The sequence below is a fragment of the Streptomyces beihaiensis genome, from assembly GCF_026274175.1.
In the GTDB taxonomy this organism is placed as follows: domain Bacteria; phylum Actinomycetota; class Actinomycetes; order Streptomycetales; family Streptomycetaceae; genus Streptomyces; species Streptomyces beihaiensis.
In genome coordinates this window covers 1-18,496 of sequence record NZ_JAPHNL010000028.1, presented here as the reverse complement: position 1 = coordinate 18,496, position 18,496 = coordinate 1, and the positions used below count along the sequence as shown (strand labels likewise).

Genomic DNA, 18,496 nt, shown 5'->3' with positions numbered 1-18,496 from the left:
CCGATCTGTCCGGTGCCCGAGCCGGCGGGCCCCGCCGCCTCCGGGGCGCCGGCCACCGGGGACGCGGAGCTCTTGCGCTGCTCGCTCAGCGGCGTGACGAGCTCGCCGACCGGGCGCACCTTGCCCGCCGCCGCGAAACCCCAGTCGAGCAGCGCCCGCGTCTGCTCGTACACGGCCTCGTACCCGGACATGGGGTGCATGACCGTGACGAGCAGGGTGCGGCCGCCGCGGGTGGCGGCGCCGGTGAACGTGTTGCCCGCGTTGGTCGTGTAGCCGTTCTTGACGCCGATGATGCCCTTGTAAGGGGCCACGCCCGTCCCGGTGAGCAGCCGGTCGGTGTTCTGCATCTGGAAGGTCTTGCCGCCGCCCGCGGGGAAGTCCGCGATCCGGGTGGAGCAGTAGCGGCGGAAGTCGGGGTTCTTCAGGCCCGCGCGCGCGAACAGCGTCAGGTCGTACGCCGACGAGACCTGCCCCTTGTGGTCGTAGCCGTCCGGACTGACCACGTGCGTGTCGTCGGCCCGGAGGTCCTCCGCCCGCGCCTGCATGTCGCGCACGGTCCTGGCGACGCCGCCGTGCATCGAGGCGAGCACGTGCACGGCGTCGTTGCCGGAGCGCAGGAAGACGCCCTGCCACAGGTCGTGGACGGTGTACGTGGTGCCGGCCTGGACGCCGACGAGGCTGGAGCCCGACGGGATGCCGGCCAGGTCCTCGCGGGTCACCTTGTGCTTCAAGGAGGGGTCGAAGCGCGGCAGGACGGTGTCGGCGAAGAGCATCTTCAGGGTGGAGGCGGGCGGCAGACGGCGGTGCGCGTTGTACGCGGCGAGGACCTCGCCGCTGTCGTTGTCGGCGACGAGCCATGCCAGCGCGTTGAGCTTCGGCAGTCTCGGCGCGCCCGCGGCCGGTCGCACCTGCACTCCCGCGGCGCCGAGCCGTGCGCCGCCGACTGTGGAAGCGGCCGCCGCGGCGGCGCCGTGCGTCGCGGGCAGCGCGAGCGAGGCGGCCGCGCCGACGCCCGCGCCGAGCAGGGCGCGGCGGCTGGGACGAGCGTGGTGCGGGGAGGGGGAAGTGCCGGGCATTGGGCGAAGGTACCGGTCAAAGCCGAGGCAAAGGCAAGAGGGGTGTGGCCTGCGGCCTCAGCCCTTCGCGAGCCGCCCGGCCGTTCGTGTCATCCCGGGCAGGAAGTCGATGAACAACTCGTGCACGTCGCGCACCAGCGGCCGCAGCACGCGGAACCGGGAGAGCGCCACCCCGCGCGCGGTGAGCCGGGCGCCCCGTTCGGCGAGCCTCCTGCTGCGCTCACGGCCCTCGGAGGAGTCGAAGACCCAGTACAGGACGAGCCCCATCTGGGAGAGCCACATCAACTCGGGAAGGATCTCGGCGAGTTCGTCCGGAACCTTCGCCTTCGACCCGGCCAGCACCTCCCGGTGCACGGACATGGCCTCCTCGCGCGCGTGCTCCGACTCGGGCGAGAACGGTGAGAGCGGCGAGTCCGGGTCGGCCGCGTTCTTGAAGAACTGCGCGGCGAACTCGTGGTACGGCTCCGCGATGTCCAGCCACACCCGCAGCACACCGGCGAGCCGCGCCTGGAGATCGGTCTCCGTGTCGAGCACGGGCCGGACCGCCGCCTGGTGCTCGGCGGCGATCCGGTCGTAGAACCCCTGGATGAGGTGTTCCTTGCCGGCGAAGTAGTAGTACGCGTTGCCGACCGACACCCCGGCCTCCTGGGCGATGGCCCGCATGGTCGTCTTGTCGTAGCCCCGCTCCCGGAACAGCCGCATCGCGGTCTCCAGGATCAGCGCCCGCGTCTGCTCGCTCTTCGGGGTCCTGTCTCCAGGGGTCTTCTCTGCTGCCACAGCGGTGAGCCTAATCGGCCGTGCTGCGGCCGCTGTCGCAGGCGGGTGCTGTGTAGGACCAGCCGTGCCGCGGGTCGTACGTCCACCCGTCGGCGCGCCGGTACACGCCGCCGCCCGCACGCTCCCGCCGCTGCGACTCGCGCCACTTCGCGGCGCCGAGCACCACCTGCTTGGCGATCTTCATCCCGGCGGGTGTCGCCATGCGGTGCGCGGTGGCGCGGTGTTCGCGCAGCGCCCACATGCAGACCACCCAGGCGGCGGGCCCCCGGTAGACCTGCCCGCCGTCCCCGATCACCGTGATGTCGGTGAGCGTCTCGGCGTGGTCGATCCCCGGGAACCGGGTCCGTGCCGCCGCGGAGCCCGCCGGTACGAACTCCAGCGGCACCAGCTGCCGCTGCCCGCTCAGCCACTCCCTCGCGAACGCGCACAGGCCGCACTCCGCGTCGTACAGCACCGTGAGCCGGCGGACCGGGACGCCCCCCCGAACGTCCCGGCCCACGGCCTCCCCCGTGGTTCCCACCGCTGTCACGCCCCGGACACCGGAGCGGCCCACCCCTGCGGAGGGACCGGCGGCTGCTGCTCCTTCTCCATGACGCCGCGCCGCCGGATCTTGTTGAGTACGTAGACGTTGCCGAGGTGCATCACGCCGAGCACGAGCAGCACCACGCCGAGCTTGGTCGACAGGGCCTCGAAGACTTGGCGCGCGTCGTCGATCCGCGCGTCGCTGCTCAGGTAGAGGGCGACGAAGCCGAGGTTCACCAGGTAGAAGCCGACCACGAGGAGGTGGTTGACGGCGTCGGCGAGCTTCTCGTTCCCGTGCAGCACGTCGGCGAGGAAGATCCTGCCGTTACGGCTCAGGGTGCGGGCCACCCAGACGGTCAGGCCGATGCCGGCGACCAGGTAGATGACGTACGCGACGACCGTGAGGTCCATGCCCCACCCTCCTTGAACGCGTTCAAAAACGCTGACAGGGATGAATGTAGACCTGTTTTTGAACGTGTTCAAGCCGCAGGTCCCGTACGTGACGGGGCTCTCAGGAAGGGGCGCGAAGTGCGGTCAGTTGCGGGCGAGTTCGGGCCGTTTGAGATAGTCCGTGAACCCGATGACGTTGCCCCACGGGTCCGCGAACTCGACGACGTACCCGGTCGACGTGGCGAACGGCGCGTCGAGCTGGGCGATCCCGGCCGCGGCCAGCGCCTCGGCGGCGGCCCGCGCGTCGGCCACCTCCAGCCAGAGCCGCGCCGCGGGCCACGGGGGCGTGCGCGGCCCGAACCCGTCCTCGGCGCGCAGCAGCACGCCCGGTGTCTCCTTGCCGGCCGCGAGCAGCGCGATCCCGGCCTCGTCGAAGCGGAACTTCACGTGCAGCCCGGCGGCCTCGTAGAAGGCGACGGCCGTGCCGAGGTCGCCGACGGGGAGGAGGAGGTTGTCGAAACCGAGGACGTCAAGGGCGGGTGACATGTCGTCAGATTAACTGGATCACCGACGAATCGGCGCATACGCCTCACCGTGGTTTGTTCTGGGTGCGCTCCGACGTGGTGCCTTCTGGATCAGGCGCCGGACGACCTCGATGTGGACCGTGAGGAGGACAAGGGGCTGCCGGTCGTCCACGTCCACGAGCCCGGCCGGGCGGCCGAGGCGTACGGTCCGGGCGGCATCTTCCGCCGCACGCTCAGGGCGCCGCGCCGTTCCCGATCGAGGTCGACCTGGCGGCGATCAACCGGCGCCGCGGCTGACGATCGCCCGCTCGTACGGCCGAGGGCCCCGCTCTCACCGGAGAACGGGGCCCTCGGCCCTGCTGACGTACGCGAAGGCGTACCGGAATCAGTAGCGGCGCGTGATCAGTGCCCGCTTCACTTCCTGGATCGCCTTGGTGACCTCGATGCCGCGCGGGCACGCGTCCGTGCAGTTGAACGTCGTGCGGCAGCGCCACACGCCGTCCCGGTCGTTGAGGATCTCCAGGCGCTGCTCACCGGCCTCGTCGCGCGAGTCGAAGATGAACCGGTGGGCATTGACGATGGCGGCGGGACCGAAGTACTGGCCGTCGTTCCAGAAGACCGGGCACGACGTCGTGCACGCCGCGCACAGGATGCACTTGGTCGTGTCGTCGAAGCGCTCACGGTCCTCGGCGCTCTGGTACCGCTCGCGCGTCGGCTCGTTGCCCTTCGTGACCAGGAACGGCATGACGTCGCGGTAGGCCTGGAAGAACGGTTCCATGTCCACGACGAGGTCCTTGAGGACCGTCAGGCCCTTGATGGCCTCGACCGTGATGGGCTTCTCCGGGCTGACGTCCTTGATGAGCGTCTTGCACGCCAGGCGGTTCTTGCCGTTGATCCGCATGGCGTCCGAGCCGCAGATGCCGTGCGCGCAGGAGCGGCGGAACGTCAGCGAACCGTCCAGCTCCCACTTGATCTTGTGGAGGGCGTCGAGGACGCGCTCCTTCGGGTCGATCTCCAGCTGGAAGTCCTGCCAGGTCGGTTCCTCCGCCACCTCCGGGTTGTACCGGCGGATGCGGAAGGTGACCGTGATCAGGTGCGAGGTCGTGGAGTCCTTCTCCAGCGCCTCCAGCTTGTCCATGGTCGGAGTAGCCATCAGTACTTACGCTCCATCGGCTGGTAGCGGGTCTGGACGACCGGCTTGTAGTCGAGACGGATGGACTCGGTCCCGTCGTCGCCGACCTCGCGGTACGCCATGGTGTGGCGCATGAAGTTCACGTCGTCACGGTTGGGGAAGTCCTCGCGGTAGTGGCCGCCGCGGGACTCCTTGCGGGCCAGGGCGCTCGTCGCCATGACCTCGGCCAGGTCGAGCAGGTTGCCCAGCTCGATGGCCTCGAGCAGGTCGGTGTTGAACCGCTTGCCCTTGTCCTGGATCGCCACGTTCCTGTAGCGCTCGCGCAGCTCGCCGATCTTCTCGACGGCCGTCTTGATCGTCTGCTCGGTGCGGAACACCATGACGTTGGCGTCCATGGTCTCCTGCAGCTCCTTGCGGATGTCGGCCACCCGCTCGCTGCCCGTCGACTCGCGCAGCCGCTCGACCTGCTCCTCGACGAACGCGGCCGGGTTCTCCGGCAGTTCGACGAACTCGGCGTCCTTGGCGTACTCGGCGGCGGCGATGCCCGCGCGGCGCCCGAAGACGTTGATGTCGAGCAGCGAGTTGGTGCCCAGGCGGTTGGCGCCGTGGACGGAGACGCAGGCGACCTCGCCCGCCGCGTACAGGCCGGGCACGACCGTGGTGTTGTCCGCCAGGACCTCACCCTCGACGTTGGTCGGGATGCCGCCCATGGCGTAGTGCGCGGTCGGCTGGATCGGGATCGGGTCCGTGTACGGCTCGATCCCGAGGTAGGTGCGCGCGAACTCCGTGATGTCGGGCAGCTTGGCGTCCAGCTGCTCCGGCGGGAGGTGGGTCAGGTCCAGGTACACGTGGTCGCCCTCGGGGCCGCAGCCGCGGCCCTCGCGGATCTCCGTGTAGATGGAGCGGGAGACCACGTCACGCGAGGCGAGGTCCTTCATGACGGGCGCGTACTTCTCCATGAAGCGCTCGCCGTCCTTGTTGCGCAGGATGCCGCCCTCACCGCGGGCGCCCTCCGTGAGCAGGATGCCCATGCGCCAGATGCCGGTCGGGTGGAACTGGAAGAACTCCATGTCCTCCAGCGGCAGGCCGCGCCGGTAGACCGCCGCCTGGCCGTCGCCGGTCAGCGTGTGGGCGTTGGACGTCACCTTGAAGAACTTGCCGGTGCCGCCGGACGCGTAGATGACCGCCTTGGCCTGGAAGATGTGGATCTCGCCGGTGGCCAGCTCGTAGGCGACCACACCGGCGGACTTCCTGACCCCGTCCTGCTCGACGAGCAGCTGGTCCAGGACGTAGAACTCGTTGAAGAACTCCACGCCCTCCTTCACGCAGTTCTGGTACAGCGTCTGGAGGATCATGTGGCCCGTGCGGTCGGCCGCGTAGCAGGAGCGGCGCACCGGCGCCTCACCGTGGTTGCGGCTGTGACCGCCGAAGCGGCGCTGGTCGATGGTGCCGTCCGGGGTGCGGTTGAACGGCAGGCCCATCTTCTCCAGGTCGAGGACCGAGTCGATGGCCTCCTTCGCGAGGATCTCCGCGGCGTCCTGGTCGACCAGGTAGTCGCCGCCCTTGATCGTGTCGAAGGTGTGCCACTCCCAGTTGTCCTCCTCCACGTTGGCCAGCGCGGCGGCCATACCGCCCTGCGCGGCGCCCGTGTGGGAGCGGGTGGGGTACAGCTTGGTCAGCACGGCGGTGCGGCTGCGCTTGGTCGACTCGATGGCCGCGCGCATGCCGGCGCCGCCCGCGCCGACGATGACGGTGTCGTACTTGTGGATCTTCACTCAGGTTCTCCTAGCGGCCCGGCGCTGACTTCGGCCTCGCGCCGGGTTGCCACCCGGCCGGGGGTCCGGGGGTGTCCCCCGGGCAGACGCAGCACGGTTCGCTCGCCTCGGCTTTAACGGATGTTCGGGTCGAAGGTGAAGATCACCAGCGTGCCCAGCAGGACGGTGAACACCGTCGCGGAGTACAGCACACCCTTGAGCCACATACGGGTGCCCGCGCGCTCGGCGTAGTCGTTGATGACCGTGCGCAGCCCGTTGGCGCCGTGCAGCATCGCCAGCCACAGCATCAGCAGGTCCCAGAACTGCCAGAACGGGGACGCCCAGCGGCCCGCGATGAACGCGAAACCGACCTTGGAGACGCCGCCGTCGAGCACGAGCTGGATCAGCAGGTGGCCGACGACCAGGACGATCAGGACGACACCCGACAGGCGCATGAACAGCCAGGCGATCATCTCGAAGTTGCCGCGCGTGGCGCGAGGCGTCTTCGAGGTGCGCTTGCGGGGGGCCTCGATGTACGGGGCCGGGTTGTCGACGTCGTAGAGCGAGACGCCCTCGACGGGGCCGACGCCGGACGTGCCGTCCGACTTGGTGAGGGTGGTGTCAGACATGTCTGGCCTCAGCTCCCGAACAGTTCACGGAATGCGTGGCCGAGCACCGGGTAGAGGGCCCCGACCATCAGGACGAACCAGAGGCCCACGACGGACCAGAGCATCTGCTTCTGGTAGCGCGGGCCCTTCGACCAGAAGTCGACGGCGATGACGCGAAGGCCGTTGAGCCCGTGGAAGAGGACGGCGGCGACGAGGCCGTACTCCATGAGCGCGACGATCGGCGTCTTGTAGGTACCCACGACTTTGTCGTACGCCTCGGGCGAGACGCGGACGAGAGAGGTGTCGAGGACGTGGACGAACAGGAAGAAGAAAATGAGGACACCGGTGACTCGGTGAGCCACCCACGACCACATGCCTTCCCGGCCGCGGTACAACGTTCCAGCCGGCACGGAAGAACCCTCCGGGAGCGGGGACTGGGGCCGGCCGGCTTCTCTGTCGGACGAGCCCGGCCGGGTACGGTCCACCGGCCGCTCGACATCGTATCGACGACCTGGCGGCTCGCCCGCGCGGGGGCCTGTGGTGTGATCGAACCGGCAATCAAACAGGCACGTACGGGCTATTGGTGACGGCTTCGCGCGGCACCGGGACATTGCGGACGAGCCGGGTCAGGCGCGCTCGGGCGAGTCGCCGCAGCTCGTCGGCGGCGCGCACCCGCTCGTCCTCCGGGTCGTTGTCCATCCGCTCGTACAGCGCGGCGAGCAGATGGTCGAGGGCCTCGCTGGGCGCGACACCGTCGAGGCAGATCACGAACGGGTGGCGGAACTTGCTCTCGTACGCGCCGTGCGCCGCGGCCAGCGCCGTGTACGCGGCCGAGTAGGCGGCGGCGTCCGGCGGCAGCGGCAGCTCCTCGCGGTCGAGCGCCTCGCCGATGTCCTCGGGGCTCAGGTCGTACGCCGCCTCGTCCGCCGCGGCGAGCAGCGCGTCGAGGTCCGGGTACGGGCGGTGCGCGGCGAGGCGGCGCGCCCAGGCGTGGCTGCCGCAGCACCCGAACAGGGCCTGCTCGGCGGCGGCGCGGGGCAGCGCGTTCAGCCGGCCGACGCCGCCATGGCCGCCGTGCGGCGCCGGCTGGGCCGGTATGGGCAGGCGGACCGGGGCGTGGGAGGGGCGGTGCGCGGGCAGCGGGGCCTCCGGCAAGAGGACAGACGGGACACGTGGGACAGGAGAGAGCAGAGAGGTGTGGGCGTAACCGTAGCGACGCTTGCTTGCATCAGTCCGACGGATGCGCGAATTTCACCCGTACGGGAGAGTTTGACATCGCGTGGTCGACGCGCGTGCGGCGCCCCGGCTGGTTACGGTCGGCGCGGAAGCTGTCCGTGAGCGGGGGCGAGGGCGAACGAGGTGCGGCATGGAGCGTGAACGCAAGACCCTGGTCGTGGCGAGCGCCGGGGTCGTGGCGGCCGGGGCCGTGGCCCTCACGGCGATCTTCTGGCCGCGCGGTGGCGACGACACCCAGGGGCGTTCGCCCTCCGGCGCCACGTCGTCGACCTCGGTCGCCCCCTCGCCCACTCCCTCGCCCACCCGTACGTACCCGCTCTCGAAGCCCCCGCGGACCATCCCCGCCGTGCGGGACTTCGCCCCGGCCCGCGGCCCCGGCTGGAAGCCGCACGGCGGAAAGGTCGTCGTCGGCGACGACAAGCTGGCCGACGAGGGGCGCCTCACCGCCGGTGAACTCGGCCTGAAGTACGGCGGCAAGGCGGCGGCGGGCCCCGGCGACGTGGAACTGTCGCTCGGCGGCACGAGCGGCGCGTACGCCAAGAACCCCGAGTCGTACCGGATGACCGTGCGCGACGGAAAGGTGCGGATCACCGCGCCGACCGACACCGGGGTCTTCTACGGCACCCGCACGCTCAAGCAGGAGGTGCACGGCGGCGCCACCGCGCCCGAGGGCGTCGTCGACGACGCGCCCGCCAAGCCGCAGCGCGGCTTCATGCTGGACATCGCCCGCAAGTACTTCACGGCCGACTGGATCGAGGACCGCATCCGTGAACTCGGCGACCTGAAGTTCAACCAGCTCGGCCTGCACTTCTCCGACGATCAGGCGTTCCGCATCCAGTCCGACACCCACCCGGAGGTCGTCGCAGCCCAGCACCTCACCAAGGCGCAGGTGCGGCAGATCCTGGCGGTCGCCGCCGAGCGGCATGTGACGGTCGTGCCGGAGATCGACTCGCCCGGCCACCTCGGCGCCGTCATCGCGGCCCACCCAGACCTCCAGCTGCGCGACGCGAGCGGGACGGCGCAGCGCGGGGCCGTCGACATCTCGAAGCCCGCCGCCGCGAAGATCGTCGACGACCTGCTCAAGGAGTACGCGCAGCTGTTCAAGGGCGCCTACTGGCACCTGGGCGGCGACGAGTACCGGGCCCTGACGGTGAAGGACCCCGAGGCGTCCTATCCGCAGCTGGCCGCCGCGGCGCGGCAGAAGTACGGGGCGAACGCGCGCGTGCAGGACCTCGCGCAGGGCTGGCTCAACGACCGCGTGAAGACCATGGCGCCCTACGACCGGAAGCTGAAGGCATGGAACGACGGGTTCTACACCGGCGGCGTCGTCACCGCCGACAAGAACCTGGAGGTCGCCTACTGGACCGGCAAGGAGATCGGGGCACGCCTGCCGGTGTCGTACCTGAGCGAGGGCCGCAGACTCACCAACTACAACGACGAGTTCCTCTACTACGTCCTCGGCCAGCCCAACGACTTCACGTACCCGACCGGGCAGCGCATCTACGAGAGCTGGACGCCGCTCGTGGTGCGCGGCACGACGCCGGTGCCCGCCAAGTACGACGGCCAGATCCTCGGCGGGACCTTCGCCGTCTGGTGCGACCTCTCGGGCGCGCAGACGCAGGCGCAGGTCGCGGCCGGAATCCGGATGCCGCTGCGGGCGACGGTGCAGAAGCTGTGGGACCCGGGCAAGCCGGGGCTCACGTGGACGGGGTTCGTGGCCCTGGCGCAGAAGCTGGGCGGCTGACCGGGCGCGCGGGGCCGGGCGCGCGCTTTCGGTGGCGCGGGCCCGGCGCCGTGTGGTCTGTTCGGGCATGGGCTACTGGGGGTACTACGTCGTGGCCAGGAGCGAGCGGCCGCTCGGTGAGCTGGCCACGCTCGGGGGCCTGCGCGACGAGCTGACGCTGCTTGAGGAGCGACCCGGACAGTGGCAGGTGTGGGAGTGCGGCTGCGGCCCTTCCCCCGGCGGTGGCCCGGGCGGCGAGCCGCGTGACGTGGGCAGCATGAACGCGCTGGCCGCCGAGACGGGGGCGCCCGCCCTGTTCGCGTACGTCGTGGACTCGGTGTGCGCGGTGGTGGAGTGCGCGACGCCCGGGGCGGGGTATGGGCGACGTGTCTGGGCCGTGCGGCGATGGCCGGTTTCCTCGGCGTGGACGAGCGCGCGCTGGAGGACTATTTCCAGCCACCGCGGGAGGCGGCCGAGCGGGCCGTGGCGTGGGCGGCGGAGTGCGGTCGCGAGGCAGCGGCGGGGCCGCTGCTCGCCGTGCTGCGCGAGGAGGTCGAGCCGTCGGCGGAGGAACAGTTCTTCCGGTTCCTCGACCGGCTCGGAGTGTGACGGAGTGAGCGCGCTGTGACGTTCCGGCGCGGCGCGGCGCAGTATGTCGCGTAGTCCGTAAGAGGAAGAGCAGGGTCCGCGTCGGGAGGCGTACGTCCATGAGCCTGAGCCTGGTCGAACTGATCACGCAGGCCGATGAGCCGAGCCTCGCCGCCTCCGGTCTCGCCTGCCTCGACCGCTGTCTGCCGCTGCTCGGCTCCGACGCCGGTGACGACGAGGTGCTGCGACCTCTGTGGGCGAGCCTCGCCGCGGGCGGCACCGACTGGGCCGAGCGGCTGACCGCCGCGCGCGGCGTCCTTGACGCGGGCGAACCCGACGCGGCCGGTGGTGAGGCCGCGCAGCTGGTGCGGCGGATGCTCGACGCGGCGCCGAGCGAGGCGTCCGGCGGCGCGTGGCGCGGCTGGGCCGACGCGTGCTCGGTGGCGTCGTTGCAGGTCCACCGCATGCTGGACGCGGCCGACGACGGTGACGGCGCCCCCTGCGTGACCGCCCGGCGGGAGGGTCGCAGTGAGCCGATGTCCCCGCTGGCCGACGCGGAACTGCGCCGCCAGACCAAGATCCTCCAGCTTCTCGCCGCGGGCGGCCCGACCGGACTTCGCCAGGCCCTGGACGTCTCCACCGAGGGTCGCCGCGTGCTGCGTGCGGCGGTGTCGCGGCGGGCGCGCAGCGGTGCGTGACGCCGCGTAACAGCAGGTGACCGAGGCGGGCGGCGCGCGCACGGGCGCGGCCCCGGCCGCCCCCTCCCGCGGCCGGGGCCGTGCCCGCAAGCCGTAGTGAGTAGCCCACGCGCGCACCGGGGCGCAAGCGATGGCGCGAAACGGGCGTTCGGGCGGAGTATGGAGACGTCGCGATTGATCCGGCCATATCGTATCGACCTAGGGGGCCAGCATCATGGCCGAAAGTCGTCGTCCCGGAGCGCCGCTCGCGCATTCCGGACCGCCGCCGCCCGCACACCCCGATCCGCGGCGGTGGTGGGTCCTTGTCGTGATCTCCCTCGCGCAGCTCATGGTCGTTCTGGACATGACGATCGTGAATATCGCCCTTCCCTCCGCCCAGACGGATCTGCACATCTCCGACGGAAACCGTCAGTGGGTGATCACCGCCTACACCCTCGCCTTCGGCGGCCTGCTGCTGCTCGGCGGCCGCATCAGCGACCTCGTGGGCCGCAAACTCGCCTTCTGCACAGGTCTGTTGGCGTTCGCCGGTGCCTCGGCGCTGGGCGGCGCGGCGGTCAGCTCCGGCATGCTGTTCGGGGCGCGTGCCCTGCAGGGCGCGTTCGCCGCGCTGCTCGCACCCGCCGCGCTGTCGTTGCTCGCCACCACGTTCACCGAGCCACGTGAACGCAGCCGCGCCTTCGGCGTGTTCGGCGCGATCGTCGGCGCGGGCGCGGCGATCGGCCTGCTCGCGGGCGGCTTCCTCACCCAGTACCTGAACTGGCGCTGGAGCCTCTACGTGAACGTGCCCATCGCGCTGGTCGCCTTCCTCGGCGCGCTCGCCCTGCTGCATCCGGGCGGGCGCCGCGAGGACGCCCACCTCGACGTGCCCGGTGCGGTGCTCGGCTGCGCCGGGATGCTCGCGATCGTCTACGGCTTCTCGGAGGCCGAGTCCCGCTCCTGGGGCGACAGCCTGGTCCTGTCGATGCTCGGCGCGGGCGTGGCGCTGCTGCTCGCCTTCGGCCTGTGGCAGTCCCGTGCGCGGGTGCCGCTCCTCCCGATCTCGGTGATCCGCGACCGTCAGCGCATCGGGGCGTTCCTGACGATCCTGTTCGTCACGATCGGCCTGTTCGGCGTCTTCCTGTTCCTGACCTACTACATGCAGCGCGTGCTCGGCTGGTCGCCGGTCAAGACGGGCGTCGCCTATCTGCCCATCACCGTCGGCATGATCATCGGCTCCACGCAGGTCGCGGCGCGACTCCTGCACCGTGTCCCGCCGCGCACCCTGATCGCGCCGGGCCTGCTCGTCGCCGCGGGCGGCCTGGCGATCATCGCCCAGGTGGGGACCGAGCCCGCGTACGTCTCCCACGTGCTGCCCGCCATGCTGCTGCTCGGTCTCGGCATGGGCACGGCGATGATGACCTCGGTCTCCCTGGCGACGGGCAGCGTGGCACCGCAGGACGCGGGCGCCGCGTCGGCGACGTTCAACACGGCCCAGCAGGTGGGTGGTTCGATCGGCACGGCGCTGCTCAACACGATCGCCGCGAGCGTCACCACGCGCTACCTGACCGCGCACGCGGGACCGGGGGTCGACCGCCGCGCTCTGGCCGCCCAGGCGACGGTGCACGGCTTCAACGTCGCGTCGTGGTGGGCGATGGCGTCCGTGCTGCTCGGCGCGCTGGTCGCCGCGCTCGTCGTGAACGCGCCGCGCGCCCCGGTGCCGGGGGACGGCGGCCGGGGCGCGCGGCGGGCGATGGACGAGAAGGAGCCGCACGTGGCCTGAGCGCGCGCGGCCGCCTTCCCCGACCGGTCGGGCCGGACAGCCCCTGAGGCGCCGGAGATCCACCGAACACGGGCATATGCGCAAAGCAAGGTAAAGAGAGGTAAAGCGGGCGAACCGCTCTGCAAAATATATGTTTTGCCTCTGTATCGGCTCCCTCGGGCGGGTGAATACGCGCGGGCCGCGCGGCCATGATCGTTCTAGGTTCGGCAGTGATCGGCTCATGCCGCAGTCCGCACTGGAGAGGTCATGCCCCCCACCTCTGTCCCTGGTCACTCCGACACCACGTACGAAACGACGTACGACACCGCGTTCCCGCGCGACGAGTCCGCGCCGCGCGCCGTCTACGACGCCATCCGCGACGAACTCCTCCTCGACGGCCGAAGCCGCCTCAACCTCGCCACGTTCGGCACCACGTGGATGGAGGACGAGGCCCGCCTCCTGATGGCCGAGACCGCGGACAAGAACCTCGTCGACACCGACGAGTACCCGCAGGTCGCCGACATGGAGGCACGCTGTGTACGGATGCTCGCCGACCTCTGGCACGCCCCCGACCCGGCCCGCGCCACCGGCTGTTCGACGACCGGCTCAAGCGAGGCCGCGATGCTGGCCGCTCTCGCCCTCAAACGCCGCTGGGAGCACCGGCGGCGGGCCGCGGGCCGCGACACCGAACGCCCGAACATCGTCGCGGGCGCCAACGTCCAGGTCTGCTGGAAGAAGTTCTGCTCGTACTTCGCAGTGGAGCCGCGCCTGGTCCCGCTGGCGCCCGGCCGCCTCCACCTCACCCCGGAGATGCTCGCCCAGTACTGCGACGACCGCACCATCGGGGTCGTCGGCATCCTCGGCTCGACCTTCGACGGCTCGTACGAACCCATCGCCGATCTCTGCCTCGCACTTGACGGCATCGAGCGGGCCACGGGTCACGACATCCCGGTCCACGTCGACGGTGCGTCCGGTGCCATGGTCGCCCCGTTCCTCGACCCCGACCTGCTCTGGGACTTCCGCCTGGGGCGGGTCGCGTCGATCAACACGTCGGGCCACAAGTACGGGCAGGTCTTCCCCGGCATCGGCTGGGCGCTGTGGCGCGACAAGGAGGCGCTCCCGGCCGACCTGGTGCACCATGTGGACTACCTGGGCGGCGAGATGACCACCTTCTCCCTCACCTTCACACGCTCCGCCTCCCATGTGGCCGCGCAGTACTACACCTTCCACCGCTACGGCCACGAGGGCCTGCGCCGTCTCCATCTCGCCTCGCGCCGCACGGCCCGGGGCCTGGCGGCGGGCATCGCCGAGCTCGCCCCCTTCGAACTGCTCACGGACGGCAGCGAGTTGCCCGCCTTCGCGTTCCGCCTCACGGACCGGGCCCACGCCCGCGGCCTGCACGAGCGCGGTATCGCGCTGGCCATGCGCGCCCGGGGCTGGCAGGTCCCGGCGTACCCGCTGCCCGCGGGCGTCTCCGACACATGGGCGCTGCGTGTCGTGGTGCGCACGGGCTTCACCCCTCGCCTGGCCGCCCTCTTCCTGGACGATCTGCGGCAGGCGGTACGGACGTTGGGCGGGGCGGTTCCGGGGGTGGTGGGGGAGTTGGAGGAACTGGTGCCTGCGGTGGGGTGAGCGCGGGGCGGGGCGTGGCCGGAGGGGGCGGGGGCGAGGCGACGGTGGGGTATTCGGGTGTTTCGCGGCGGTATAGGTGTTCGCTCGCGGCTGCGCTGGTAGGTGCTGTATAACCGGCCCGCTCCTGGAATCCCCACCCGAAAGGGTCTCTTCGTGCTGCCTGGAATCGGATCCCGTTCCCGTGTGTGCCGCGCCGTGGCAACCGTCGGCGTCGCCGCCGCACTTCTGTCCGCGTGCGGCGGCGGGTCCGCCACGTCCGCGTCGGATGCCGTGTCGCCCGACGACAAGGGGGCGGCGGACGGCACGGCGTCGCCATCCGCGTCCGCCTCCGCCGACGCCTCCGCCGGCCCGTCCGCCGGTCCGTCCGTCTCCGCGAGCAGATCGGCGTCCGCCACCCCGTCCGCCGCGCCCTCCGCCGCCCGCGCGTCCGCCAGGGCGACCTCCTCGGGGTCGGGGTCCGGTTCGAGCGGCCGGAGTGGCGCCGCCGCCTCCTCCACCACCAGGACCACCGCCCCGGCCCCCGCCTCGACCCCGCACTTCCCGGTCCCCGTCACCGTGGGCGACGCCACCCAGGTCATCACGGTGAGGGCCAGCGGCTCGTACGCCACTGTCACCGCCTGGGCGAAGGGGGCGGGCGGGTGGAAGTCCGTGCTGTCGACGACCGCCGCGCGCGTCGGTTCCCACGGTGTCGTCGACGGGTCCACCCGGAAGCAGGGCACGTACACCACGCCCTCCGGCACGTACACCATCACCGAGGGGTTCGGCGTGGACGCCGGCGGCACCGCCATGCCGTACACGCGGCTCGACGACACCCTGTGGTGGGACGAGGACCCCGACTCGAAGTACTACAACTCGATGCACACCGCCGCCGGTGCCGACTTCCCGCTCACCGAGAGCGGCGCCGACGGCAGCGAGCACCTCATCGACCACCAGCCCCAGTACGACAAGGCCCTGGTCATCAACTTCAACCGCTGGCCCGCGGTGCCCGGCCGGGGCGCGGGTATCTTCCTGCACATCAACGGGTCCGGGGCGACGGCCGGTTGCGTGTCCGTGCCCGCGTCGACGATGGACCAGATCATGGGCTGGATCAAGCCGGGGGCGCACCCGCGGATCGCCATCGGGTGACGTGCCTCGCGTGGGGCGCCCGCGCCCGGTCCCTCGCCTGTGCGGGCGAGGGACCCGCGGCCTCGACTACACCGGCGGTCCGCTGATGTAGTGGCCGTACTTGTCGTAGGGCCAGGCGTTGGCGACGCAGCCGTGCAGGCCCTTGATCTGCTGCATCATCGCCGGAGCCGGCTTGCCGGGGCCGGGGCAGCCCTCGTGGCCGTGGCCGATGCGGTGGCCGACCTCGTGGTTGATGATCAGCGCGCGGTACTCGGTGATCGGGCCGGGGAACTGCGGGGAGCCGAGCACCCAGCGCTTCAGGTTGACCACCACGTCGGTGCCCACGCTGCAGTCCAGCTCGCCGTGCGTGTCGAGACCGGCCGCGCCGCAGATGCGGTCCACGGTGCCCGGCGTCGCGATCTTCACCACGAAGTCGTACGAGCCCGAACTGACCAGCTTGAACGAGTCCACCCCGTCGCGGGTCCAGCCCCGCCGGTCGCCCAGCACCGAAGCGATGTAGGTCGCCGCGCTCTTCGCCGAGACGTCGATGCCGTCCTCCACCATCACCTTGTACCGGCGCACCCTGCTGCCCGTGCCGACCACGGTGCCGTCGGCCTGTGCGGTGGTGAACGTTCCCGGCCCCGTGGCCGGGACGGGGATCGTGCCGGTGCCCGACGAGTGCGACGGTGACGCCGACGGTGTGGACGACTTCTTCGGCTTCTTCGGCTTCGACGACGGTGAGGACGAGGGTGACGGCGACCGCGATGTGCTGGGGGAGGACGTCGCACCGCCGTCCGACGGGCCGTCCACGTGGTTCTCGAACTCCGCGGCCCGCCGCGCCGCGTCGCGATCGTCCTGCCAGTGGGCCACGGCCGCGCCGGAGGCGAGCATCACGGCAGTGAGGGCGAGCCCTGCCGGAAGGAGCCGGGTGAGACGGCGGCGGCGTCGGTCGGGCGCGCGTTCGGCTTGCCGCTTTCCCACGGCAGACCCCCCTGTGGTTCAGAAGTACGGAAGCTCTGGCCAAGAACCCCCCTCGACCAGGGCAAACCTTTAATTCGGCTAATACGACAAATCTCTAACAGGCGGAGCGTGATCGGGTCAATCATGTGCTCGAACCGCCATATTTCGGCATTCGCGATACATGCCTCCGCACCCCGTGCCGGAGTGCAGACTCCCAAGCCGGCCCGAGGGTTGTACGGGATTCATGGATTCGTCATGTGAGAAGCGACATGTGCGAGACCCGTGACAGCCGTGGTGACCGGCCCGCTGGGGGAGTGCGGGAAGTACCGGGAGCGGGTGCTTCCCCGTGACCGGACCAAAGGTGGGGACAGCACATGCGTGAGGGCGAGCCGGCGCGGCAGGGCGAGCATCGGGCGGCCGACATGCGAAGACACGCGGCCGCGCTGGTCGCGCGCGTCGCGTCCGCGCGGGTCCCGCTCGACTACTCCGTGGCGAGCCTGCGCGTCGTCGACTTCCTCATCGAGGGGATGCGCAAGGGCAGTTCGGGCGACCCGGCCGACCCGGCCGCACGACGGGCCCGTACCCAAGCCGTGCTCGACAGCCTCGGGGCGTACGTGGGTGAGGTGCTGGTGCGGCGGGCCGGAGCCGTGTGGGTGGACCTCGACGACGAGCACCGCGCCTACTTCGGGCGCACCGTCGGCGTGCGGATGCCCGACGGGCGGGTGTGGAACCCCCTGGGCAAGGTCGTCAACCGCTACGAGGCCGGGCCCGAGGAGTCCCTCCAGACCTTCTACCTGACCCTGCCGGGCAGACACCGCGCATGTGCCGCGCTGTGACCGGTTCGGCCGGACCGGCCGGACCGGCCGAACCGGTCACAGCGCGACGGTGAGGCGGCCGCCGACGGCATGTGACGTTTTGCTGTGCGCGGGCGCTGAGGGGCATGTGGGGCTCAGGCCGCGCGAGCACGTGGCCATTACACATACCCGTACAAACGGCCGTGCACATGGCCGTACAACAGGACGTACGAAGAGGACATCGGTTGGGCCAGGGAGCGGAATCCCGGCGTGCGCAGGCCAACGACGGGGAGCTGGGCGCGGCCGTCGCACGGGCCCAAGAAGGCGACGAGGCGGCGTTCGCCGTGGCCTACCGGCTGGTGCAGCCGGGGCTGCTCGGCTATCTGCGCGGGCTCGTCGGTGACGAGGCGGAGGACGTCGCCGCCGACGCGTGGCTGGAGATCGCCCGCGACCTGGGCCGGTTCCGCGGCGACGGCGCCGGCTTCCGCGGCTGGACCGCGACCATCGCCCGGCACCGCGCCATCGACCTGCTGCGACGGCAGAAGGTCCGCCCGAGACCGGCCGTCCTGGAGCAGGACATGCTCGACCTGCCCGGCGGGCGCCACACCGAGGAGCAGGTCTTCGAGACCATCTCCACGCAACGCGTCCTCGCCCTCATCGCCGAACTCCCGCGCGACCAGGGCGAAGCGGTCCTGCTGCGCGTCGTCGTCGGCCTCGACGGGCCCTCCGCCGCGCGCGTCCTGGGGAAGCGGCCGGGAGCCGTGCGCACGGCGGCGTACCGCGGGCTCAAGCGGCTGGCGCGGCAGCTCGGTGTGACGGAAGACAGGCCGGGCGCGCTGGGGGAGTCGAGATGAATGACAAGACCTCGCGGCCGGACGGTTCCGGCCCTGGCCCCGGCTCCCGCGCCGCCGACCGTGCGACCGTCGGCGAGCTGCTCGCGGCGGCCGTCCGCCCGAGCGCGCCGGACGCGGCGGCCGAGCGGCGCGCGGTCGACGCGTTCTGTGCCGCGCGTGACTCCGGCGTGTCGCACGCCCGGACCCGGCGCCGCGACGACTGGCGCCCGCGCCGCCGCCGCAGGGTGTGGTCGGCGCGGACGGCGGTCGGCGCGGTCCTGGCGAGCCTCACCGTCGGCGGGGTCGCGATGGCCGCGATCGGCGGCTCGGGCGGCTTCGGTGGCTCGGGCGGTGCCGACGGCAGGCCCGGCACGCCGCGCCCCGGCAGCAGCGCGAGCGCCGGCGAG

At 71.4% G+C, this 18,496-nt stretch carries 18 protein-coding genes and 2 pseudogenes; 9 read left to right on the top strand and 11 right to left on the bottom strand.

The window, feature by feature from the left end; genetic code table 11:
- The 10 genes from OFY01_RS04335 to OFY01_RS04290 form a co-directional block, all read right to left on the bottom strand.
- A partial coding sequence (locus OFY01_RS04335; protein WP_266596446.1) for a D-alanyl-D-alanine carboxypeptidase family protein occupies positions 1–1,076 on the bottom strand: 1,076 nt, incomplete at its 3' end.
- Between the two features lie 57 nt (positions 1,077–1,133).
- On the bottom strand, positions 1,134–1,853 hold the full coding sequence (locus OFY01_RS04330) for a TetR/AcrR family transcriptional regulator (RefSeq protein ID WP_266596444.1): 720 nt from the start codon (positions 1,851–1,853) through the stop codon (positions 1,134–1,136).
- Positions 1,854–1,863: 10 nt separating this feature from the next.
- A complete protein-coding gene (locus OFY01_RS04325; RefSeq protein ID WP_266596442.1) occupies positions 1,864–2,382 on the bottom strand; it encodes a thiol-disulfide oxidoreductase DCC family protein in 519 nt (172 codons plus the stop codon).
- Positions 2,379–2,786 (bottom strand): hypothetical protein, encoded by a 408-nt coding sequence (locus tag OFY01_RS04320; protein WP_266596440.1) that lies wholly within the window; start codon positions 2,784–2,786, stop codon positions 2,379–2,381. The genes OFY01_RS04325 and OFY01_RS04320 overlap by 4 nt, the downstream gene beginning before the upstream one ends.
- Before the next feature lie 123 nt (positions 2,787–2,909).
- Positions 2,910–3,311, bottom strand: coding sequence for a VOC family protein (locus OFY01_RS04315; protein WP_266596438.1), 402 nt, complete (start codon positions 3,309–3,311; stop codon positions 2,910–2,912).
- A gap of 363 nt (positions 3,312–3,674) precedes the next feature.
- Positions 3,675–4,442, bottom strand: coding sequence for a succinate dehydrogenase iron-sulfur subunit (locus OFY01_RS04310; RefSeq protein ID WP_266596436.1), 768 nt, complete (start codon positions 4,440–4,442; stop codon positions 3,675–3,677).
- Positions 4,442–6,196: a succinate dehydrogenase flavoprotein subunit gene (sdhA, locus tag OFY01_RS04305; RefSeq protein ID WP_266596434.1), complete on the bottom strand. Its 1,755-nt coding sequence runs from the start codon at positions 6,194–6,196 to the stop codon at positions 4,442–4,444. Before sdhA ends, OFY01_RS04310 begins: the two co-directional genes overlap by 1 nt.
- Before the next feature lie 113 nt (positions 6,197–6,309).
- On the bottom strand, positions 6,310–6,804 hold the full coding sequence (locus OFY01_RS04300; protein WP_266596432.1) for a succinate dehydrogenase hydrophobic membrane anchor subunit: 495 nt from the start codon (positions 6,802–6,804) through the stop codon (positions 6,310–6,312).
- 8 nt (positions 6,805–6,812) lie between these two features.
- The gene (gene sdhC, locus OFY01_RS04295; protein ID WP_266596430.1) at positions 6,813–7,193 is read right to left on the bottom strand and encodes a succinate dehydrogenase, cytochrome b556 subunit; all 381 of its coding nucleotides are present in this window, start codon (positions 7,191–7,193) and stop codon (positions 6,813–6,815) included.
- Between the two features lie 148 nt (positions 7,194–7,341).
- On the bottom strand, positions 7,342–7,938 hold the full coding sequence (locus tag OFY01_RS04290) for a 2-oxo-4-hydroxy-4-carboxy-5-ureidoimidazoline decarboxylase (RefSeq protein WP_266596428.1): 597 nt from the start codon (positions 7,936–7,938) through the stop codon (positions 7,342–7,344).
- A 211-nt stretch (positions 7,939–8,149) separates the two neighbouring features.
- Here OFY01_RS04290 and OFY01_RS04285 point away from each other — a divergent pair, with 211 nt between their 5' ends.
- From OFY01_RS04285 to OFY01_RS04260, 6 genes and pseudogenes are all read left to right on the top strand, one after another.
- A complete protein-coding gene (locus OFY01_RS04285) occupies positions 8,150–9,763 on the top strand; it encodes a beta-N-acetylhexosaminidase (RefSeq protein ID WP_266596426.1) in 1,614 nt (537 codons plus the stop codon).
- A 67-nt stretch (positions 9,764–9,830) separates the two neighbouring features.
- Positions 9,831–10,351, top strand: a pseudogene (locus tag OFY01_RS04280) (hypothetical protein).
- A 104-nt stretch (positions 10,352–10,455) separates the two neighbouring features.
- Positions 10,456–11,028, top strand: a complete 573-nt coding sequence (locus OFY01_RS04275) for a hypothetical protein (protein WP_266596448.1) — start codon at positions 10,456–10,458, stop codon at positions 11,026–11,028.
- Positions 11,029–11,371: 343 nt separating this feature from the next.
- Positions 11,372–12,787 (top strand): MFS transporter, encoded by a 1,416-nt coding sequence (locus OFY01_RS04270; protein WP_407700276.1) that lies wholly within the window; start codon positions 11,372–11,374, stop codon positions 12,785–12,787.
- A 246-nt stretch (positions 12,788–13,033) separates the two neighbouring features.
- Positions 13,034–14,398: a glutamate decarboxylase gene (locus tag OFY01_RS04265; RefSeq protein ID WP_266596422.1), complete on the top strand. Its 1,365-nt coding sequence runs from the start codon at positions 13,034–13,036 to the stop codon at positions 14,396–14,398.
- Positions 14,399–14,593: 195 nt separating this feature from the next.
- Complete coding sequence (locus OFY01_RS04260; protein ID WP_266596420.1) at positions 14,594–15,523, top strand: L,D-transpeptidase family protein; 930 nt, start codon at positions 14,594–14,596, stop codon at positions 15,521–15,523.
- Between the two features lie 66 nt (positions 15,524–15,589).
- Here the strand turns inward: OFY01_RS04260 and OFY01_RS04255 are convergent, their stop codons facing one another.
- Entirely contained in the window at positions 15,590–16,483 is an 894-nt protein-coding gene (locus OFY01_RS04255; RefSeq protein WP_266596418.1) for a DUF3152 domain-containing protein, read from the bottom strand.
- Between the two features lie 353 nt (positions 16,484–16,836).
- On the opposite strand from OFY01_RS04255, the gene OFY01_RS04250 reads away from it, so the two are divergent.
- The 3 genes and pseudogenes from OFY01_RS04250 to OFY01_RS04240 form a co-directional block, all read left to right on the top strand.
- The gene (locus OFY01_RS04250; protein ID WP_266596416.1) at positions 16,837–17,298 is read left to right on the top strand and encodes a hypothetical protein; all 462 of its coding nucleotides are present in this window, start codon (positions 16,837–16,839) and stop codon (positions 17,296–17,298) included.
- A gap of 203 nt (positions 17,299–17,501) precedes the next feature.
- Positions 17,502–18,110, top strand: coding sequence for an RNA polymerase sigma factor (locus OFY01_RS04245; RefSeq protein WP_266596414.1), 609 nt, complete (start codon positions 17,502–17,504; stop codon positions 18,108–18,110).
- Positions 18,107–18,496 (top strand): annotated as a pseudogene (locus OFY01_RS04240) (hypothetical protein); the annotation flags it as partial. The gene OFY01_RS04245 and the pseudogene OFY01_RS04240, both read left to right, overlap by 4 nt.